Below are 21,408 nucleotides of genomic sequence, written 5' to 3'. Positions count from 1 at the left end.
GGCGTGCCTCCCGCCATTAAAATTTAAATTCGAGGGTTTGCATATAAAGTACTCCCTCTCTGGCACCGGCATCCCGCATCCCGTGTGAGAGAAGTATCCCTTCAATATCATGAGTCCATGCCCAGTGAGGGGCAAAATTCCAGGAAAACTGTGTGTAGGGCATAACACCGGTAAACCCTCCATGCAGGTTATTTCGCCAGCTGTAGATTTTACCATTGCCGCCATAAACAGCATCCTGCGTGTTAGCACGCCAGAAAACCGGAACATGAAATTTTATTTGCATATCAGGTCTTATCGCAAGATTAGCAACCGGACCAACACCAATAAGATTTTGCGATGTCAGAGAGAGAGAAAGGTCATTATAATAGGGCAAAGGCACATATGGTGTCGCAAAAGTGCCGACAGAACCGCTCTGTTTACTGTCTGACCCACCTGAAAAAATATCGGCCTGTATACCAAAACCTGGCTTACCAACCCAGTCTGGCCGGTTATATGTAATTGTAGCGTTAACCGCATAAGCACGAACCGAACGGGTATGCAGGCTGTTCTGTGCAGGACGAAACTGCCCCCCCTGGAAGACGCCTGTCAGACTGGTGCTGAACGGGCCGGCATTCCCCCACAGACGCATACCAATATTATCCCGACGTGATGAACCTTTTTGCAAACCACCAGGTGAAGCTGTCGGAATAGATGCTGCTGCACCGCTATATAAATAGCCAAGGAAAAATACATCAGCAAACATCTGGCTTTTTTGCCCCATAAACTCAAATGAAGGCAGTGCTGTTGATGTATAGGCACCATACAGACGGGCATTGTAATTTGTGCCATCAGCAAACACTTTTTGCGGCAGTTTATTGGTTTGCAAAAAGTCAAAAACATCTAATCTGAAACGTTTCCATATTGCATAGCCACGAAAGCCATCCCATGTCTCCTGCACATTTGTCAGGTCACGGGGTGACTGCATAGAGACAGGTGCATCAAGAAACAGCTGCCGCCCGCCTATAACCCCCATACGGGCACCAAGCAGGCGCCCTTTAACTTCAAGAATACCCTGCTGAAGATCAAGGCTCTCCCGCTCGGTGCCAAGCTGATAGCCATAGGTATTTGACCCGCCGGCAACACCATAAATAAACTCAGCATAAGCACGCACATGCTCACCAAGATGCAGGTCTGCGCCATACTGGTTACGTAAGAGCACCCTGCTGGCATTAGTTTTGCCGGCATAACCCATCTGAGGCTGATTTTCGAAAATATAGCGCAAACGGTTTTCACCACTCAGGCTGAGCCAGATACTCCCGTTATTATTCAGCCGAATATATTTAAGACGATTAAACCAGTCTTTCTGACGAACGGCGGGCGAAGTCCGGGCCAGAGCGCTCCAGTCCTCAGCCCAGCGGGCCTGGCCATAACCACCGGTAACACCAAAACCTGAAGCCGCATTATTGCCTGTATTAAATACACCCCAGTCAGGATGATAAAGCGCCCCGCTTATAATAGCTTTTTTATTGGGTAACGGCAGAACAGGAACAGGCACAACTGGCTGTGGAGGAATTTTTACCGCTCTCGGCGCATTTGCCAGAGCACATGCGTTATTAAGCATAAGGGAAGCAATGAGACCGCAGCTTCCCTGACGTGCAAAGCGTGTGAGAGAGTGCATTATACAATCCCTCCGGTCCATTTACGATGACAGAACGTAACGCAAATACAGGCGACAAAGCACAAAAGTGAAAAAACAAAAAAGCCTGGCCCATATGAACCGGCAAACTGACGAGCTGCCCCCAGTGAGGAAGCAAGGTAAAACCCGCCAACACCACCGGCCATACCAACAAGACCGGTCAAAATACCAACCTGGGCAGGAAAACGCACAGGGACAAGCTGAAAGACAGCACCATTGCCCAGACCAAGAGCAAGCATACCTGCAAAAAATGCAGCAAAAGCCAGATAAACCGAAGGCAGGCCCGCAGCAATGCTGGCAAAAATAAAGCCTGCAACAGCGTAAAGTAACATAAGCGCTTTTGTGCCACCCATGCGATCTGCCATTGCACCGCCAACCGGCCGGATAAATGACCCGCTAAACACGACAAAAGCCGTACAGGCTCCGGCAATGGCAGGAGGAAGATGATACTGATCATTAAAATAAATAGTGAGAAACGATGCCAGCCCCACAAAACCACCGAATGTGACGCTATAGAAAAACATCAGGAGCCAGCAACTGCGAGATTTTAATGTGTTTCCCCATGATGCAAGAGAGGGGCCCGATGGCCGTCTTGCAGGCTCGCGTGCCAGGCACACAAACAAAATCAGTACAATAATAAGGGGAAGTGTTGCCAGCCCCAGAACATTAAGCCACCCCATCACAGCGGCAAGACCTGGAGCAAATAAGGAAGCGAGTGCTGTACCTGAGTTACCTGCACCGGCAATACCCAAAGCAGTACCCTGATAACGAGGGGGATACCACGCAGACGCTAACGGCAGAGCTATAGCAAAAGATGCCCCGGCAACACCCAGAACAAGCGCAACCCAAAACATACCACCATAACTGTGAGGAGCAAGAAACCAGGTCAGGGCAAGACCAAAAATAACACAAAGCTGCGCACCAATAGCGACACGACGCGGCCCGAAAACATCGACCAGCGCCCCGGCAAGAACACGTAAAGCCGCCCCGGCAAGAACAGGGGTCGCAACCAGGAATCCCTTCTCTCCGGCATTGAGATGCAGGTCATGCGCTATCGAGATACCCAGCGGGCCCAGCAAAACCCAGACCATAAATGAAACATCGAAATACAGAAATGCTGCGATAAGAGTCGGCGCATGGCCGGCTTTCAGGAACCCTTTGTCCACAGAACGTCTCTCTGATGACTTACACATTCATGCAAAAGCCATCGCCCTTAAGGGCCAGCGAACCGCCGTTGATCCGCTCTGTGTCGCACTTCAGCCCCGAAAGGCACAGGTCATTTTCGCCCGCACTGACGAAAAGGTTTAATCTGAGAACATTATACAATCATAATAATTCGAAATCAAAATGATTTTAATGTAATCAAACCACTCCGCTCTGGTCGCGCTACCTAACAAAATCCCATAAAAGCGGGAACCCACCGAAGTGTTTTGCCTCGTGATTTTCTGGTATGATATTTTAACATGAGTGAAAGGACGTCTTATAAAAACAGATACGTCACAGCAACTCTGCCACGATCGCTGGCCTCACCAGGAAAACGATGCCGCAACAAACAAGGCAGGGTCATGAATATTTTCCTTCGGGATGCGTACACCATATTTTTTGCGCAAAATATCAATATTATTCTATAATTTATTTTATTAGTATTTATAAAAATAAAAAATTACTCAATATAAGTTATTATTCATGCATGATAATAAAAAGTATAAATATTTTGTTTAATTTATATTGACATAATCAGGCCTCTCACTCCTAATATTTATCCCCTTGCAAGAGCAGACTGTTTTTGCACCTACAGAACGGAGCTAGTGATGTCTTCCCCTTCTGCCGCTACAGCTTCTGATACCCCTCCCATTTCACCTTCCTCACAAACAACAACGAACGGAAAAGCTACTACCGGAAAGGCCATGCCTCTCGATGCTGCCGGTATCACACAAAAAATCATTGAAATGAAAAGTACACCGCAGGGACTAACTGCGGATGAAGCAAAACAACGCCTTGCGACAGACGGCCCTAACGTCATTCAGGCACATGAAGAAAGCCGCTGGAAAAAGCTGCTAAGCTACTTCTGGGGGCCTATCCCGTGGATGATTGAAATTGCAGTTGTGATTTCTTTTTTCCGCCATGACTGGCCTGATTTTTTTGTTATTGCCGGTTTGCTGATCTACAATGCGTCAGTTGGTTTCTGGCAGGATAACAAAGCCGCCAACGCTCTTGCTGCTCTGAAAAAAGGGCTTGCTCTTAAAGCATCAGTCTGCCGGGGCGGAGAATGGATTACAGTTGACGCGGCTGATCTTGTCCCTGGAGATCTGGTAAAAGTCAACGCAGGAGAAATTATTCCGGCTGATCTGCTGCTCACTAACGGCGCTTATCTGTCAGTTGATCAGGCTGCTCTGACCGGTGAGTCTCTCCCTGTTTCCAAGAAAGAAGGCGACAGCGCTTATTCGGGCTCAATTGCTCGTCAGGGCAGCATGAGTGGTATTATTACAGCAACAGGCAATAACACTTTTTTTGGTCGTACAGCCCGTCTGGTTGCTTCAGCAGGCAGCAAATCGCATGCAGAGCAAGCTGTTCTGCGCATTGGCGATTTTCTTATTCTGCTTGCAGCGGCACTTGCTCTTATTCTGGTCGGTGCCCGACTATGCCACGATCTGGCCAGTGGTACTGGCTGGCACTGGAGCGAAGCAGGAGCCATTGCTCAGTTCGTACTGGTACTACTGGTAGCTTCAGTGCCAGTCGCCATGCCCGCGGTTATGTCTGTCACCATGGCTCTGGGAGCACTGGCACTTTCGCGGCAAAAAGCCATTGTTTCACGTCTTTCTGCCATTGAAGAACTCGCTGGGGTTGATGTCCTGTGCTCCGACAAAACGGGCACTCTGACTCAAAACAAACTGACACTTCAGGCACCTATTCCCTTTGGTTCTGCTCAGCCAGATTCTTTGATCATCGCAGCTGCTCTGGCCACACAGAGCAACAGCACAGATGCTATTGACCAGGCTATTCTGAAAGCTCTGCCTTCAGCCGATGCATTAAACGGCTACAAACAAACTGACTTTGTGCCTTTCGACCCGGTTAATAAAAAAACGGTCGGTATTGTTCTGGGGCCTGATGGTCAGACAATACACTACGCCAAGGGTGCGCCTCAGGTTATTGCCAGGCTGTGCGGGATTAGTGAAGATGCAACAGACGAACAGGATACGGCCTATTTTGGAAAAGTTGCGGAGCTGGCAAGCCATGGTACCCGTGCACTGGGTGTAGCCACATCAAAAGATGCCGGAAAAACATGGCAGCTGTCAGGGCTGCTGCCAATGCTTGACCCACCCCGTCCTGATGCAGCCCAGACCATAGCTGAGTCAAAACAGCTTGGCCTGTCAGTTAAAATGGTAACAGGTGATGATGTTGCCATTGGTGCTGAAATCTCACATCAGCTCGGCCTTGGTGAACATTTGATAAAAGCAACAGACATTTTTGCAAAAGGCACTGATCCTGATAAAATTCCATTAGATGTTGCGCATGCTGTTGAAAACGCAGATGGTTTTGGTCGGGTCTTCCCTGAACATAAATTTGAAATTGTCAAAGCACTGCAGGAGCTGGGGCACATTGTTGCTATGACAGGTGACGGTGTAAACGATGCCCCGGCTCTCAAACAGGCTGACTGTGGCGTTGCTGTTAGTGGCGCAACTGATGCCGCCCGCTCTGCTGCGGCTCTGGTGTTAACCGCTCCTGGGCTGTCAACTATTGTTAATGCCATTGTCGAGGCACGCGCTATTTTCGAGCGTATTACATCTTATGTTTACTACCGTATAGCAATGACAATCGACATTATGTTCCTGGTCGTTATTGCCTACCTTGCATTTGGTTTTCAGCCTCTTACAGCCATTATGATCGTGGTGCTGGCTCTCCTTGATGATATCCCGATTATGACAATCGCTTACGATCACGTTAAAGCCAGCCCGTTACCGGTACGATGGAATATGCACCGGATTATCTCCTTTTCATCCGTCATGGGTATTGCCGCTCTGGCTCAGAGTTTTGGTTTACTTCTTATCGGCATATGGTGGATGCATACGCCTGCTCTGATGTCGTTTATCCCGCTTAATCCTCTGCTGCTGCAGACAATGATCTTCCTTCAGCTGGCCGCTGGCGGACATCTCCTCCTGTTTGTCGTGCGCACCAAGGGTACGCTTTTTCGTCCTCCCTACCCAAGTCTGCCGCTTTTATTAGCTGTTACCGGCACACAGATTGTTGCCGTTTTACTCTGCCTTTTTGGCATTCTTGTTCCTGCCCTTCCATGGCAGATGGTTGTACTTGTCTGGATTTATGTTCTGATCTGGATGGTCATCCTTGACGGCATTAAACTGCTTACAAACGCTATTTATGCACGTCGTGAAAAGAAAAGTGCTGAACTCACCACGCATATTCTCCATCGCTAAACCACTGTTTATGAAAGTAGCCCGTTATGGATCTTCGTAAAAAACTGATTGTAAAACCAGGGTCTTCACTAAAACTAAAAGATATTGATGCATCTTTTCATGGTAATTATAAATCCAAGGAAGATGCGATTAAAGACCTTGAGAAAAATCGCAATAGTATGGGAGAACTTCAGCAAAAACTTTATGGAGAAAAAAAGCACGCTTTACTTATTGTTTTACAGGGCATTGACGCTGCAGGCAAAGACGGTGTTTGCTGGCATGTCATGCAGTCAATGAATCCACAGGGAACATTTGTAAAAGGATTTAAACAACCAACTGAAATCGAAAAACGACATGATTTTCTCTGGCGTATTCATCCTTTTACACCAGGGCTTGGTCAGATCATTGTTTTTAACCGTTCTCACTATGAAGATGTACTTGTCGTGCGTGTACACGACCTTGTGCCCAAAGAGGTCTGGTCAAAACGCTATGAATTAATCAATGATTTTGAAAAAATGCTTTCAGCGAACAACGTCACAATTCTGAAATTCTTTCTTTATATCACCCCTGAAGAGCAGCTTAAACGTTTTCGCAAGCGCCTGGATGACCCTTCCCGCCAGTGGAAAATCAGTGATGCTGATTATAAAGAACGTGCTTTCTGGGATGAATATACAGCAGCCTATGAGGACATGCTTAACAAATGTTCAACTGAACAGGCTCCCTGGTATGTTATCCCCTCTAACCACAAATGGTTTCGCAATGTCGCAATTTCACAAATCATTGCAGACACCCTGACAGATATGCATCTGCAGCTTCCTGCCCCGACCGTCGATATTGAAGAGATAAGAAAGCTTTACCATAAAGCCAAACAAGATAAAGAATAACTCTCTTATGTTTGCGTGCTCACCTGAGCACGCAATGCTACAATCAGGGCGCCTGTATTAATGGATACTACCTTATTTTTCTTTCTGATGGTTTACGTTGCTATGGGCCTGGGAAAGCTGCCCGGCTTTAATGTAGACCGTACAGGGGCCGCACTGATTGGCGCCATGGCTATGATGGCTACCGGCTGCATCAGCCCTGAAGAGGCCTGGATTGCTGTTGATTATCGTACCATTGGCATGCTGTTCGGCCTTATGGTTGTATCTGGCGCTTTCACGGAATCCGGCTTTTATGCATGGACTGCTCAAAAAGTAGCGACTTTATCGGTTGGCCCTGCTGCTCTGCTCGCTGTGTTTGTTGCTGTAGGAGGCGGTCTCTCTGCCGTGTTAACAAATGATGTTGTCGTTGTTGCCATGACCCCGCTACTGGTTTCTGTTACGTTAACCCGCGGCCTGAACCCGGTACCTTTTTTGCTTGGTTTTTGTTTTGCCGCAAACACAGGGTCTGCAGGCACATTAATCGGCAGCCCGCAAAATATGATTGCAGCCCAGGAACTGAATATATCCTTTACTGGTTTTCTGTCCGTCGCCGGGTTACCTGCTTTGGTGTCTTTACCCATTGTGTGGGGTATCCTGGCGTGGCTCTACCGGGGTAAATGGACGCTACCCGCCTCTGAAACACAACTGCTGCTACCTGCGCAATCAGAAACGGCTGTTGTGCTTAATGTTCCTGAAACCTGCAAAGCAGCCTTTATCACTATTGCCGTTATTACCGCCTTTGTACTGGGCGTATGGTCAAAAGAACTGGTTGCCCTGACAGCAGCAGCTATTTTGCTTCTTAACCGCAAAATTTCCTCAAAAGATGTCCTTAAACAGGTTGATGCTAATCTGCTTTTGCTTATTTCTGGCTTATTCATTGTAAACGCAGGCCTGAGCAAAACACATCTGCCGCAGCACCTGCTTCATGAACTCAATAACTGGGGTATCGACCTGAGCAACCCTCTGGCCTTATTCGCTACCAGTGCCGGGCTGAGCAATATAATCGGCAATAACCCAACAGTAATGCTGCTCGTGCCCTTTTTACAATCTGCTCATAATGCCAATGCGATAGGAGCAGCCCTGGCTCTCGGCACAGGGTTTTTCAGCAACCTGATTATTTTTGGTAGCCTGGCAGGTATTATCGTTGTTGAGCAGGCTGCCCGCTTTGGTGTTAAAATATCATTCGGCACATTTATGCGGGCAGGTACTCCGGTCTCACTCGCCTGTATGGCAATGGCTGCACTCTGGATTGTTTTTCTTCAGTAGTACAATGCACGAACAATGACACGTGGAAAAACTGTATCCAAAAGTATATTTGTCGTTCCCGCACCTGCAATGACAAGGCGTATTTATTAATTTTTTCGATTGATTTTTTATGATTGAACAAAAAAACCGTTTCTCTTGTCATGTGTTCTTCACAAAACAGTCACACAACTCCTGGTAAACACAAGCTAAAGAACAACCGGTTTATATAATGCTCTGTCAGTCAGAGCATAGCATACATTAAAGGTGTGGCCATTGCCTGATATTCAGGGGACGGTATTTTTTATAGTGCTGCAACACCCGAAGCCGGAAAGCAAAACACGAAAGGTGACGTAACAGTGTTCGCCAGGTCTACGAAAGTCGCATTCTCGGCTTTTTTGTCTTTTTTTGTCTGTATGCCTGCGATGAGTAGCGCAGCAGGAATCGCTGCTTCAGGAGCCGGGCACATGCCGGCCTCGCGTTTTGCAACAAAAACACCAATCAAACATCTGGTCATTATTTACCAGGAAAACGTGTCGTTCGACCATTATTTTGCAACATATCCTAAGGCAACAAACCCATCGGGAGAGCCATCTTTTACAGCTGCATCCGGTACACCTCAGGTAAATAACCTGCAAACAGCACATCTGCTCGATACGAACCCGAACACGAATACAGCCAATGGCTCGGGGGCCGGTCTCCCATTCCGTCTCGACCGCACGCAGGCTGCAACCGCTGACCAGAATCACGCTTATACAGCCGAGCAGAATGCCACGCATAATGGCGCTATGGATCTGTTCCCTAAATATACAGGTAATGGCACATCAGGTGGTGTTGGCGCATTTGGTACAGAAGGTCAGGTGCTGGGATATTTTGATGGTAATACCGTTACTGCTTACTGGAATTACGCTCAGAACTTTGCGATGAGTGACAACAGCTATACAGACACGTATGGTCCGTCAACGCCAGGTGCACTTGAGATTGTCAGTGGTCAGACAAACGGCATTAACACTATTGCAGGTGCGAAGACATCATCAGCCATCATTAATGACGGTCAGGGTGGCTACACCATGATCAATGACGTTGACCCGGCTTATGACGTCTGCTCCTCTCACACATACACTGTGATGATGGAAAATTCCAAAAATATTGGTGATCTGCTCAATACAAAAAACATCCCATGGGGTGGTTTTATGGGCGGTTTTGATCTGTCAAAGGTCAATGCTGACGGCACGACAGGCTGTCAGCGTCAGACATATTCTGATGTTGTTTCACAAGATGCAGCTGATTACATCCCTCATCATAACTGGTTTCAGTATTTTGCCAGCACATCTAACCCGCAACATACCCGTCCGTCTTCAATTAAGGCCGTAGGTTACAGCACTATGCTGAATTCGACAGCTGCTGAACCCGCCAATCATGAGTATGACCTGAACGACTTTTACAGTGCTTTGAATGCCGGTAACTTCCCTGCTGTGTCATATATTAAGATGCCAGCCTATCAGGATGGTCATGCAGGATATTCCGATCCTCTTGATGAGCAAGAAGGTGTTGTAAAACTGGTTAACTTTGTTCAGCAGCAGCCTGAATGGAACAGCACCGCTATTATTATCGCATATGATGATTCAGACGGCTGGTACGACCACCAGTATACAAAACCACAGCATGGTTCATTTGATGCAACAGCTGACCAGCTCAATGGTAGCGGTGTATGTGGTACAACTGACAACCAGCCTGTGGGTGTTAGCGGCAAACCAGTTAATGGCCGTTGTGGTCCTGGCACGCGTACACCTTTTATCGTTATTTCACCTTTTACGAAACAGAACACAGTGAGTCATACTCTTGTGACCCAGGCCTCAGTAGTGCGCTTTATTGAAGATAACTGGCTCGATGGTGCTCGTCTGGGTGGTGGCTCTTTTGATAAAAATGCTGCCAGTATTGATGATCTGTTTGATTTTACACATGCGCGCTCGGGCCAGCTTCAGCTTGATCCGAAAACTGGTTCGGTTGTTACCAATACAGTAAGCAAAACAAAATATCGAAAAATATAACGGAGCGCCGCCTTAAATTTCTGTAAATTTTTGTGACGTTATAACTGTTCTGCATGAAGCAATTTGTAACTCATGAACAAAAAAGGTCTGATGGTTTCAGTCAGGCCTTTTTAAACTTTATTTTTTATAATTATCATTTTCATCAGACCATCCATCCGTTAATGTTTTTAAAAATGCAATAATCGCTTTACGTTCAGAGCGACTTAAAGCAGGTACATCGCCAGGTTTGCGGTTAAATGGCGCATCTGTTCTATCAACATTGCTCTTATAGACCTGTGGCAAATCATTATATAACTGCGCTTTTCCGCGGGTATCTTCAGGGTAAAAACGCTGAGGTTCAATATCTCTGAGGACATAAAAATCAAGAACATCCTCAAGCGAGTGAAAAATACCATTATGAAAAAATGTTTGTCGTGTTGAAGTATTTCTTAGAGTTGGCGTCGCAAACATTCCACAGTAAGGAGCAAGATTTTTGCGTCCGTCAGGCTTCTGATCACAAACACCCAGGTCATAATATGACGGATTTTTATTACGTTGCAGTGCCATATTGCGGGGGGCTGCCAGCGCTTCATACTGATGATCAGTAAAAAGTGGCGGTAAACCATCCCTTCTTACTGTATCCACATGACATGCTGCGCAATTCCCTTTAGCTGGATCATTAAATAAAACATATCCTTTACTTTCTTCAGGGGTCAAATGTGCTTTACCCTGAAGCCAGAAATCAAACTTACTTGAGTAAGGGTGGAATGCCTGATTTTCAATCTGATACCGCGCAAGTGCAAACAGCCCTTCAGCAAGCAGAAAATCAGGAGATTTCTGACCACGCACCCCGGCAAGTTCACGTAAAGGCGCCGCATAATCTGCTGTCTGAAGACGCTTAATAACCTGATCTTTATTCGCGGCCATTTCATCAGGATCAAACATTGGTCCGCGCGCCTGTTGCAGCAATGTATCGACCCGCCCGTCGAGAAAAAGCCCTCCCTGCGGGACAAGATTAGCCGCTGACGAGGCTGTGTTAACTGCACTTTTGGCTGCATGTGCTGTACCTGTAGCTGGCACAGCAACAGCAGGCACGACATCATCAGCCACAGCATCATCCGGCCCGATACTAAAAGGAGGCTGACGTTCAAGATAAGTCAGACCAGGTATCTCACGTCGTCCCTGCCGGTCTGCATTTCTGCCACCAAGAAAAACCGGCGCTGTACCAGCTGGCCCATAATGAAGGGAAGGCTCATGGCAGGATGCACAGGAGAAATATCCTGATCCTGACAAAGCCTGATCAAAAAACATTGCCCTCCCTACCCGTGCCATCGCCGACAAAGAAGACGCTGTATGCAGGCGAATATGGCGAGGACAAGGGTTACTGCCATCAGATGCAGGGTTGCAGACTGCCGCAACTGATACCGTCTGAGCCCGGCCAGATGGAACGCCACTTAAGGTAAAAGCCAGAGCCGGAACCGTTATACGAAAAGAGGCTTTAAAAAAATCAATACACCACACACGTTAAGCCTTAATGAGAGACACCGGCCTCATATCACCTTTTATACTACCGTTTTATTATTTTTTTATGAAAACGACACGACTGCCCTGAAAAAATATTTTAAGAGCTAATAACATGTTTTATATACGCCAGAAACAGCCCGCTCAGAACTCGCAGATAACTGAAAAAAATGTTCCACGCCGCTGCCCATATTGTGCCTGATAAATACCAACACCACTGCCATTTCTAAGCTGATAGCGCTTATCAAAAAGATTTATGATATCGGCACGTATTTTAATATCATGCCTGGCAGCTATCTGTGTAAAAGTATGCTGATAACCTATATTAAACACGTCATACTGAGGCTCTTTTTCAAGATTAGCAAATCCACTCCGCAAACCATAACCATACACGAAATCAATATATGCCATATCGTACCTGGTTATCCATGATGCACCTGCCGTTGCGGTGAACTCTCCCTGATGATCAAGCTGAATAGAATGTGATTTTATGTAAGCAAGTTCAGCCATATCGAACTGATACTGAGCTGAATTAATGTCACGTGCTGACGTTTTAACAAAAGAGAAATTACCAAATAATGACCATGGTCCATGCCGCCACGAGCTGCCAAACTCTGCACCATAAACACGCCCTCTTCTGTAACTGAAAGGTGCAAGAATAACGGCACGCCCAAATTGTCCGAGATCAGTCAGATCATGTGCCCATTTAGCATAAGCATCAATCGTAACCTGAAACTCTGGTGTAATACGCTGAAGAATACCAGCATCGACATAATTTGATTTTTCCACCTTTGTTGCATCATTTATCATATTTGCGGCGGCATTGGTTGTACCTGCATATTTTAAAAGTGTTGAAGGATAGATATATTGTGGTGAGGGTGGTGCAAAATAGCGCGAATAACCAATATGCAACGCTGTTGTATGCCCTGGTTTCCAGACAATATTAGCCCTTGGGCTTATCTGCCCTTCATTATCAAACGATGATGCAAACCGGTCATAACGAACACCATAATTGAATGTCAGAGCAGGGGTAATTTTATATTCGTCCTGAATATAAGCACCAGCTTCAACCGACCAGTTCCCTGTATTATCAATCAGACGAACAGGAACATCAGAACTCTGACGGCCCTCTGCATTAACCGGAAACGCAAGCGTATTTGTATCCAGTCTTTCAGATGTATATTGCCCCAGAAAACCAGCCCGCATTGTATGGCGATGTGCAATTTTGTAAGAAAGATCGAACTGCATGCCACCTGTAGTAAAATCGTTGACCTCATGCTGAGAAACACCCTGATAAAGCAGATCCCGATCGGGGTCAGGTTTGTAATCAATCCGGCCATAACGAAAATAGGGCGAGGCCTGAAAATTTAATTTTCCTGCTGTACGCTGATAGGAGAGCACAGCATAATAATTCTGTTCTGTCTGAGCGTCATTCAGCTTTGACCAGTGCATTGATGGAGCATGCGGGTTTAAACCCGCTACATTATAAATCGTCGTATAATCAGGGCTTTTAACATCAAATGTTTTAAAAGAATCAGGTATCTGAAAATCAGCATACGATGCGCTGGCAAGCAGGGTCAGACGACTGACCTCATCAGGGTGATAAGAGAGATATGAGAAAGCTTTCTCCTGCCCTGTTCTGTCATGCACAGCACGAAAACTGTTACTCGGGTTTTCAATACCAATGTCATTGCGCGTATATGATAACGTGGTGAAATAATCGAGTTTACCATGCGTTCCGCCAAGCTGAAGAGACGGAACAAATGTGTTGTAACTGCCACCATAAAGCGAGATCTGATTATGTTTCAGAGTATTGCCTGTTTTTGTAGTGACATCCACGACCCCGGCAGTGCGAAACCCAAACTGAGCTGGCAAAGTACCCGTAAGCAAATCCACTGACTGAATAATACGTGTATCAAGTTCCTGACCAAACCCGTTTAACCCCTCAGGCAGGAGCACGCCGTTGACACGGTAAGACAGGCCACCATGTTCACCACGCACATGGACTTCTCCATAGCTATCCAGCACAACACCCGGCACACGAAGCAGAATCTGGCTAAAGGCAGCATTCTGTCCACCTGGGGTTGTGGTTATCTGACGCTGATCAATATGGTAATCAACCGCTCCCAGCCCGGGAAAAATACGGGCACGAGCACGGTTAAGATGACCAACAACATTGATATGCTCTGAAGATGCAGAGCTATCCTGTAATTTTTCATCTGAAACCGAAGATTTTTTCGCGGCTTTTACCTCACGATGAAGCAGGTCCCCGCCACTATGTCCGGCCGAAAAATGCGGCAACATATCAGCGGACCGGGAAGAGCTTAGCCTTTCTGCACGGGCAACATCTAAGCTTAACCAGCCCAGACCAAAGACAGCACAGGAATAAAATACACCACGCAAACCAGCCTGGCCAAGATCAACTCCGGCGTTAAAGGGAGTGATATTATGCCTTAGCTTATAAAAATAGCATTTGCTATATTTAGAGATACACATAGGTGCCAAACTTCTTCTGCCAGAAATATCTTAGAAAAAAGTGAACATAACACGCCCACTTAAGCGTATCTGCCAGATATATGCAATATGCTATATTAATTAGCACATAGATACTCATAAAATTCGCGAATGGTCATTCAGTCATAAGCATGATATTATGATGGTTATAAAATATGCATTTCAGAATAATCTTCACCTTATCAAAGCCGGGATAACCGCAACCAGATATATGAAAAAATACATGGAAAGACCTGCCCCACTCCCGGATACAGAAACCCACTCTGAAGGTTTTCGTGCAAACCGCGCAGCAAGACAAACTGTTCTTCATGAAGATTATGTCGAACTTATCGCAGATTTACTTGATGAAGGTCAGGAGGCACGTCAGGTCGACCTGGCTGAACGTCTCGGAGTATCACAACCAACTGTTGCAAAAATGCTGGTGCGCCTGGGACAGGAAGGGCTGGTCGCCCGAAAACCCTATCGCGGTATCTTTTTAACACCCGCCGGAAGGGAAATGGCTGACAAAGTTAAAGCACGCCATCGGGTTGTTGAGACATTTCTTCTGGCTCTTGGCGTTAGTCCGGATAATGCGCGAATTGATGCCGAGGGGCTGGAGCATTACGTAGGAACGGAAACACTTGAGGCATTCCGGATTGCTATGCGTGCAGATATTTCAAATTTCATGAAAAAAGCACGAAACAATGACAGCCCGGCTTAATGTTTAAACCGTAAATTTTCTCTTATACCTGCAGGCCTGTTATTTCAAACAGACCTGCAAATCATAAAGATTTATATTATATAACTAGTTACAAGACATCATATATTTTCTTTTTGATATTTCAGAACTCAGATATGGACCAGCCGCAACAACCTCGACTGACAGCATCGCTAAACTCTCAACGTCTGATCGATTTAAATAAAGAACGGCGTCCCCTTGTGTCCAGCGATATAACTGACTTTCTATAACATCCCAGCCCGTCAGCTTTTCTGCCATCAGATGATCGTTAATAGAACGATCTTTCCCTGCATCAAGCAATATAATTTTACCGACAAGGACACCCAGCTGGCGACGATCATCGACATAAGGCCCTTCTGTATCACAGGGCCTTGATGTGCGGGAGATTATCCTGACTTTTGAAATTCCCGGTGGAACCATGAAACTTACAAAATTTCCCTGCTTTCTGGCGGGTCTCAGGATTTTTCCTGTTTCTGACAGTAAATGAAGATCTGCATCATGAACAAGATCTACTGTATGTTCCTTAATAATACCCATATCATCTGCGCGTTTTTCAAGCGCACGATATACTGGTTCAACAAAAGACCGGCTAACCATAAGAGGCGCGGCAGCGTGATCAATCCAGTTATGAGGTTTTTCTTTAAACCTCATAATACCTTCTGACACACGAAAATTACGCCTGCTACCAGTATTAAGATAACTTTCAGTTTTTACGCCGTTAACCATGATAATAGCATGATTACTGACTTCAATATGATAATATGCGTAAGTCGTTACTGTTTTATCATAGAAAATCGTACGGCCATTAACCAGCATCCGCACAGGGATAAAAGAATTTTCAAAAAACAGGCAGTGCTCTGACGTAATCAGAAGATCCTCAGACGGAATACCCTGCGCAAGTGCACCGCGCAAAATGCGGACAGGATACCCAGCTTCGTCATCAGACAAATAAGGGTTCACAACGCAGCGGGCTTCCCCCGTCCAGATCAGAGGAGATGTTATTTCAGCTCCGTCTACATAAGTAACAATCTCATCACCCGCACGCAAGTCTTCAACCAGAACTAAGCCTGATGGTGTATGAACCCTTGCGCCGGCAAGGAAGCAGGAATCATCTGATGTAGCAGTATAAACAGCACCCTGATTAACAGTTAACTGCTGATTAACGACCTGAGGCGTAGTTAATGTACCCCCCGAAGAAACAAGAAGGCTGACGCGGCCGTCTCCTGCAGTGAAAGCTGAACCATTAAGAGTGCCTGAGGTATTATTTCCACTCAGATGTGACTCTGTATAAATATCATTTATTGACGTACCGCCATTTTTTATAACAGTAATTTCTGATTCATAAATATTATTAACTGACGATCCACCTGATGAAATATTAAGATACCCATTGGCTGTATAGGAATCTTCAATTAATCCACCACTACTAACATTTATAGTAGGACCAACACCGTTATATGTATGAACTGCTGTAATTCCAGTCACAACAGCGCCACTCAAAATGTTTAATGTTGTAACATTCCAGAGATCGACTATACCACTATAAGAAGTCTGACTACTTGTATAAATTGTAACACCATCTGAATTCAGAGAGGCTGTCCACACACCTCCACTAATAACCTGTGCTGCATTTACAAGATCAGGAGGTGAGTAAGGCGTTGAGATTCCATTATAAACACCACCACTCAGCAATAATAATTTTTGATTTGTAATATCAGCATCAGATATAGAAGCACCTGATGAAACTGTAATAACACGATTAGCAGTACCGACCCCAAAAGCAGAACCATTCAGAGTACCTGTTGCAAGCGAACCTGCACTAAAGGTTTCCTTTAAAAACGTATCATCTGAAGAGGAGCCTCCACTCCTGATAAATACTGTTTCCGCTTCATATGTATTGGCTATAGATTTCCCACCTGATGAAACCGTAAGACGACCATTTGCAGTATATGAGCTTTCCAGTACACCTCCACTGCTTACAAATATTCTGGGGCCACTTCCCCCTGGATAAGAGTGAACCGCAGTAAGCCCACTAACAACTGCTCCACTTTGGATGTAGAGATTAGCCGCATTCCATAGATTCACAGGGCCACTTATGACTGCTGTACCACTGGAATAAACTGTAACACCATCTGAGTTTAAAAGGGCTGTCCATGTACCACCGCTAATATTTGTATAATTATTTTCTATATCAGCTGAATAATCCTGGGATGCAGATGATGTGCCAGCCATTTTGTTTTCCCTGATATTTATTACAAATAAAAAATGTTAGTAATTTACTAAATATATTTATTTGTAATAAGGGTCAATTTTTTTATCTGGTATAAATCAGAAGTGATAAAAAAATTATCTAAAATTATATGAATTGATTCCCTATAATAAATAATTATACGAATTAAATTACTAAAAATAAATTTTATTGAAAAAGTTTTAAAATGAATCATCCAGGTCGTATCGTCAGTTAAGCTCTGCGCGTTTAACGTCAGGATTTTATGCTCTGGCCGATAAGACATTTGATGCAGACTGGCTATAGACAACATTCCCCGTCGCCATACAGCTAACTTTGTTCATTATTCTGCTTAACTGACGACACACCTTAGCCAAACAGTATATATGTATAACAAGATGTGATAATCATTATATGAGAAAGATAGAATTTAACCTTTTGACGGCATAAAGTATTATATACCATGACAAAACGTATTATTGTTACAGGTGCAGCAGGGTTCATCGGCAGTAATATCATCCGTGGCCTTAACGTGCGTGGTATTACAGATATCATTGCCGTTGATAACCTGACTCATGGCGATAAAGCGTTAAATCTGGCTGATCTTTCAATTGCAGATTATATCGATAAGCACGATTTTTATGATGCATTACTTAGCGGTCACTATGGTCAGATCGAGGCTATTTTCCATGAAGGTGCCTGCTCTTCTACTACAGAGCAGGATGGCCGCTATATGATGGCCAATAATTTTGAAACCAGCAAAAAAGTTCTGGCCTACAGTCAAAAAACCGGGGCACGTTTGCTTTATGCTTCAAGTGCCGCAACTTACGGGGCGTCTTCAACATTCAGAGAAGAACCAGCTTATGAAAAACCTCTTAATGTTTATGGCTACTCAAAATTATTGTTCGATCAGGTTGTCAGGCGGAATTTACCCGACCTGAAAACACAGGTTACAGGTTTTCGTTATTTTAACGTCTACGGCTGTCGTGAGCAGCATAAAGGCAGCATGGCTTCAGTTGCTTTTCACAATTTCAATCAGTTCATGACCAATGGTTCAGTAAAACTTTTTGGAGAATATGGAGATTGCGCCGCCGGAGAGCAGAAGCGTGACTTTATTTTTGTCAATGACCTGATCAATGTCAAACTCTGGTTTTTTGACCATCCGGAGCATAGCGGTGTGTTTAACCTGGGCACCGGCAAAGCTCAGCCATTTAATGACATTGCTTCAACCGTTGTGAATACAGTTCGCGAAATTAAAGGATTACCCTCCCTCTCCCTCGAACAAATGCTAAACGAAAACTTTATAGAATACATCACATTCCCCGAAAAATTACGCGGAAAATATCAGTGCTTTACTGAAGCTGATATGAGCCAGCTACGTCATACCGGGTGTGATATTGTGTTTAGTGATGTTACACATGGTGTTAACCAGTATGTAAATGAACTTTATACGCGTTATCAGAGCTGACTATTTTACTGGCTGTAAAGAAGCGAAACATATAACCGGGCTATAGAGTGTACGACGATCAGTGAGAAAGGATAAAAGACCTTCTCACTAATCATGAAAGTTGTGTCAGATACAAATCACAACAATAAATTCATGATGCTCAACAACACCATTATCCTAACGAACAAGCATACCCCCTTAACTCAGGCGGTATCATAAAATATCACAAGACCTATGCGAAAGTGATGCTACTGCCAGATATGCAAGACGCTTTACCTCTCGTCGACCCAGTGCAACACTATCTAAAATTAGCCCACAACCCACGGAAAAGAAACCAAGTATCATCAGACCAGTAGACAGTACAGCTGTGGGTAGTTTTTTAACCAACCCTGTATGAAAAAAGTCTATGATAACAGGGGTTCCCAAAAAAATGCTCAGAAATATTATACAGATACCGATAGCACTAAAGAAAAATAAAGGACGTTCCTGCTTAACAAGCTTAAAAATCATTCGAACAATACGAAAACCGTCTCTGTAAGTTTTCAGCTTGGAAACCGACCCTGGTGGTCTTTCAATGTATCGAACAGGCATCTCGCCCACCGGCATGCTTAATTCAAGAGCATGAACAGTCAGCTCTGTTTCTATTTCAAAGCCAGATGAAAGAGCCGGAAAAGATTTAACAAACCGACGCGAAAACACCCTGTAGCCAGAAAGCATATCAGAAAGCCTGCGTCCGAATATACTTGCGACAATACCTGTCAGAAGCTTATTACCAAAAATATGCCCCCGACGGTACGCCTCATTACAATCTGCAACACGCGCACCGTTAACCATGTCCAGGCCATCGCTCAATGCCATTCTAATCATCTCAGGGGCAGCAGCAACATCATACGTTGCGTCGCCATCAATCAGAATATAAAGATCAGCATCAATGTCGGAAAACATGCGACGAACAACATGCCCTTTCCCTTGTAAGGCCTCAGTCCGAACAATTGCACCAGCCTTACGGGCACGATCTACCGTTTGGTCTGTTGAGTTATTATCATAAATATAAACTGGCACACCCGGCAATATTTTATGAAATTTCTCTACTACCGAAACAATGGTAACCTCTTCGTTATAGCACGGTATTATAACAGAAATTTTTAAATTTTTTAATATTAGAAAGTAATCTTTTTCATTTAGTGATTTTATTTTATTTTCCATTTTTATTAATTCATCACCAATTAAATAAACTATTTTTTCACGGGATTGACGAAGAAAATATCAATAACATGATCATCAATCTTTTCCCCTTTTAAAGCTCTTACGAGAATCTCACTTCCCAGCTGCTGAAGGGAAAGTACACCATCAGGATGTACATGTTTGATTTTATTCATATTCTGGCTTTCATTGACCAGAGAAATAGTTTTAGTTTTTTCACCTGATATTTCCTTAGATGTGAGAATAACAAAAGCATTATCCGCATCATTATCCATCAGCGATATAATATATTTTGCTTTGTCAGCCCCTGCCTGTTTAAGGGTATCTATCGCTGAAGGGTCACCTTCCACCACATCCATATAATCCGGAAATAATTTTTTATGATCCGGGTAGCAGACCACTGTTACGACAGCTCCACCATCAGCAAGATTTTTACTCACACTTTGAGCCAGAGAAGAAGACCCTGCGATAATGTAATGATTATTACGAACCACGTAAGAAAAACCCCCTGTAAGAATACGATGTACATTATGCCGAATTAACGTTCCAGCAATTGAAGCAACCGACGCTGTAAAAATAGTAATACCAAATATAATAAGGGTAACTGTAAAAAGTCTCGACGTGGGCGTACACGGTACGATATCACCAAATCCAACCGTAGACATACAAACAATGACAAAATAAAATGCGGAGTATAAATCCTCAATTTTAGGATTAAACTGACTACCAAGATAAAGAACACCAAGGGTTCCATAGACAATTAATGAAAGTATACTAAAAGAAGAAAGTATGCTTATTCCTCCTATACTGTATCTATAAAACTGCCGCCAGAATGTCGCCAGAAATAAAATTGATATTACTTCATATATATTATTTAATTCATTTCCATTTTTCATTATTAAGTTAAACAATACCATAAAAAATAACAAAGATATAGAAATAAACCATGCTATACGGTTTCTTATGGTCAACATAAAAGACATAAAAAACAGCGAGAATCCGACTATAAATTCAGGAATATCTATAATTTCTAAAAAACTTAACGCATCACTCCATGAATGGAAATCATATATCGTATTAGGTATTATTTTTAAGATTTTTTGCACAACAGGATAAATAATAAGATATCCGTTATGGGCCACCATAATGGATATAAGATAAACATAAATTATAGGCTTTTTAAAAACTTTTAATACACCTATCATACCAAACCCCGTGCCTGCCCACTTTAGAAATACAACTAAGTATCAGTATATTCCAAAACATTTCTGCCCTAACATAACAAAAATATCAGCAAACCTGGCAGATGAACAGCACCACATATAAGGTGATATTATAAAATAACAATTAAAGTAAATATTAAATACATCTGTCTATTTTTATTATAAAAAATGGCTTTCCTAAATAAAAAATATCAGGAAAGCCATTTGACCTTTTTACTTTCTGATACGGTGTAGGTCAGCGATATTGAGGCCTGGGTTAAGCTCGAACGTGAAGGT

General features: G+C 44.2%; 14 protein-coding genes. 6 read left to right on the top strand and 8 right to left on the bottom strand.

Annotated features, from left to right (window positions below; translation table 11 throughout):
* Positions 1 to 16: 16 nt before the first annotated feature.
* Together HK25_RS02745 and HK25_RS02740 are read right to left on the bottom strand one after the other, a co-directional pair.
* Positions 17 to 1,657: an alginate export family protein gene (locus HK25_RS02745; protein ID WP_198945936.1), complete on the bottom strand. Its 1,641-nt coding sequence runs from the start codon at positions 1,655 to 1,657 to the stop codon at positions 17 to 19.
* The gene (locus HK25_RS02740; protein ID WP_086635216.1) at positions 1,657 to 2,841 is read right to left on the bottom strand and encodes a NarK/NasA family nitrate transporter; all 1,185 of its coding nucleotides are present in this window, start codon (positions 2,839 to 2,841) and stop codon (positions 1,657 to 1,659) included. The genes HK25_RS02745 and HK25_RS02740 overlap by 1 nt, the downstream gene beginning before the upstream one ends.
* A 645-nt stretch (positions 2,842 to 3,486) precedes the next feature.
* Here HK25_RS02740 and HK25_RS02735 point away from each other — a divergent pair.
* From HK25_RS02735 to HK25_RS02725, 3 genes are read left to right on the top strand one after another with little or no spacing between them, the layout of a single operon-like run.
* Positions 3,487 to 6,108, top strand: coding sequence for a plasma-membrane proton-efflux P-type ATPase (locus HK25_RS02735; protein WP_086635215.1), 2,622 nt, complete (start codon positions 3,487 to 3,489; stop codon positions 6,106 to 6,108).
* 26 nt (positions 6,109 to 6,134) lie between these two features.
* Positions 6,135 to 6,971: a polyphosphate kinase 2 family protein gene (locus HK25_RS02730; RefSeq protein WP_086635214.1), complete on the top strand. Its 837-nt coding sequence runs from the start codon at positions 6,135 to 6,137 to the stop codon at positions 6,969 to 6,971.
* A 60-nt stretch (positions 6,972 to 7,031) separates the two neighbouring features.
* Entirely contained in the window at positions 7,032 to 8,273 is a 1,242-nt protein-coding gene (locus tag HK25_RS02725; protein WP_086554673.1) for an SLC13 family permease, read from the top strand.
* Positions 8,274 to 8,553: 280 nt separating this feature from the next.
* Here the strand turns inward: HK25_RS02725 and HK25_RS13230 are convergent, their stop codons facing one another.
* Positions 8,554 to 8,766, bottom strand: coding sequence for a hypothetical protein (locus tag HK25_RS13230; RefSeq protein WP_173560040.1), 213 nt, complete (start codon positions 8,764 to 8,766; stop codon positions 8,554 to 8,556).
* Between HK25_RS13230 and HK25_RS02720 the strand changes: the two genes are divergently transcribed.
* The gene (locus HK25_RS02720) at positions 8,666 to 10,300 is read left to right on the top strand and encodes an alkaline phosphatase family protein (RefSeq protein ID WP_086635248.1); all 1,635 of its coding nucleotides are present in this window, start codon (positions 8,666 to 8,668) and stop codon (positions 10,298 to 10,300) included. The two genes, HK25_RS13230 and HK25_RS02720, sit on opposite strands and share 101 nt — an antisense overlap.
* Before the next feature lie 117 nt (positions 10,301 to 10,417).
* Here the strand turns inward: HK25_RS02720 and HK25_RS02715 are convergent, their stop codons facing one another.
* Positions 10,418 to 11,800, bottom strand: coding sequence for a cytochrome-c peroxidase (locus HK25_RS02715; protein ID WP_233127619.1), 1,383 nt, complete (start codon positions 11,798 to 11,800; stop codon positions 10,418 to 10,420).
* A gap of 144 nt (positions 11,801 to 11,944) precedes the next feature.
* On the bottom strand, positions 11,945 to 14,296 hold the full coding sequence (locus HK25_RS02710) for a TonB-dependent receptor (protein ID WP_233127618.1): 2,352 nt from the start codon (positions 14,294 to 14,296) through the stop codon (positions 11,945 to 11,947).
* Positions 14,297 to 14,525: 229 nt separating this feature from the next.
* Between HK25_RS02710 and mntR the strand changes: the two genes are divergently transcribed.
* Positions 14,526 to 15,014 carry a manganese-binding transcriptional regulator MntR gene (gene mntR / locus HK25_RS02705; RefSeq protein ID WP_086635246.1) on the top strand — a complete coding sequence of 163 codons (489 nt, stop codon included), beginning with the start codon at positions 14,526 to 14,528 and terminating at the stop codon, positions 15,012 to 15,014.
* Positions 15,015 to 15,098: 84 nt separating this feature from the next.
* Here mntR and HK25_RS02700 read toward each other — a convergent pair whose 3' ends face one another.
* Positions 15,099 to 17,264, bottom strand: a complete 2,166-nt coding sequence (locus HK25_RS02700) for a Hint domain-containing protein (protein ID WP_086635213.1) — start codon at positions 17,262 to 17,264, stop codon at positions 15,099 to 15,101.
* Positions 17,265 to 17,722: 458 nt separating this feature from the next.
* Between HK25_RS02700 and rfaD the strand changes: the two genes are divergently transcribed.
* The gene (rfaD, locus tag HK25_RS02690; protein WP_086635211.1) at positions 17,723 to 18,727 is read left to right on the top strand and encodes an ADP-glyceromanno-heptose 6-epimerase; all 1,005 of its coding nucleotides are present in this window, start codon (positions 17,723 to 17,725) and stop codon (positions 18,725 to 18,727) included.
* Between the two features lie 192 nt (positions 18,728 to 18,919).
* Here the strand turns inward: rfaD and HK25_RS02685 are convergent, their stop codons facing one another.
* Both HK25_RS02685 and kch read right to left on the bottom strand, forming a co-directional pair.
* Positions 18,920 to 19,912: a glycosyltransferase family 2 protein gene (locus HK25_RS02685; RefSeq protein WP_086635210.1), complete on the bottom strand. Its 993-nt coding sequence runs from the start codon at positions 19,910 to 19,912 to the stop codon at positions 18,920 to 18,922.
* 29 nt (positions 19,913 to 19,941) lie between these two features.
* Positions 19,942 to 21,114 carry a voltage-gated potassium channel protein gene (gene kch / locus HK25_RS02680; protein WP_086554649.1) on the bottom strand — a complete coding sequence of 391 codons (1,173 nt, stop codon included), beginning with the start codon at positions 21,112 to 21,114 and terminating at the stop codon, positions 19,942 to 19,944.
* Positions 21,115 to 21,408 lie beyond the last annotated feature (294 nt).

Source organism: Acetobacter sp. DsW_059 (assembly GCF_002153695.1).
Taxonomy (GTDB): domain Bacteria; phylum Pseudomonadota; class Alphaproteobacteria; order Acetobacterales; family Acetobacteraceae; genus Acetobacter; species Acetobacter thailandicus.
The sequence above is the reverse complement of the archived record's forward strand: the minus strand, read 5'-3'. Positions and strand labels throughout refer to the sequence as shown.

Bases quoted from the DNA above. Each gene is read 5' to 3' on its own strand.
- HK25_RS02745 (WP_198945936.1), bottom strand. From the start codon at position 1,657: ATGCACTCTCTCACACGCTTTGCACGTCAGGGAAGCTGCGGTCTCATT.
- HK25_RS02735 (WP_086635215.1), top strand. From the start codon at position 3,487: ATGTCTTCCCCTTCTGCCGCTACAGCTTCTGATACCCCTCCCATTTCA.
- HK25_RS02730 (WP_086635214.1), top strand. From the start codon at position 6,135: ATGGATCTTCGTAAAAAACTGATTGTAAAACCAGGGTCTTCACTAAAA.
- HK25_RS02725 (WP_086554673.1), top strand. From the start codon at position 7,032: ATGGATACTACCTTATTTTTCTTTCTGATGGTTTACGTTGCTATGGGC.
- HK25_RS02720 (WP_086635248.1), top strand. From the start codon at position 8,666: ATGCCTGCGATGAGTAGCGCAGCAGGAATCGCTGCTTCAGGAGCCGGG.
- HK25_RS13230 (WP_173560040.1), bottom strand. From the start codon at position 8,766: ATGACCAGATGTTTGATTGGTGTTTTTGTTGCAAAACGCGAGGCCGGC.
- HK25_RS02710 (WP_233127618.1), bottom strand. From the start codon at position 14,296: ATGTGTATCTCTAAATATAGCAAATGCTATTTTTATAAGCTAAGGCAT.
- mntR (WP_086635246.1), top strand. From the start codon at position 14,526: ATGAAAAAATACATGGAAAGACCTGCCCCACTCCCGGATACAGAAACC.
- HK25_RS02700 (WP_086635213.1), bottom strand. From the start codon at position 17,264: ATGGCTGGCACATCATCTGCATCCCAGGATTATTCAGCTGATATAGAA.
- rfaD (WP_086635211.1), top strand. From the start codon at position 17,723: ATGACAAAACGTATTATTGTTACAGGTGCAGCAGGGTTCATCGGCAGT.
- HK25_RS02685 (WP_086635210.1), bottom strand. From the start codon at position 19,912: ATGGAAAATAAAATAAAATCACTAAATGAAAAAGATTACTTTCTAATA.
- kch (WP_086554649.1), bottom strand. From the start codon at position 21,114: ATGATAGGTGTATTAAAAGTTTTTAAAAAGCCTATAATTTATGTTTAT.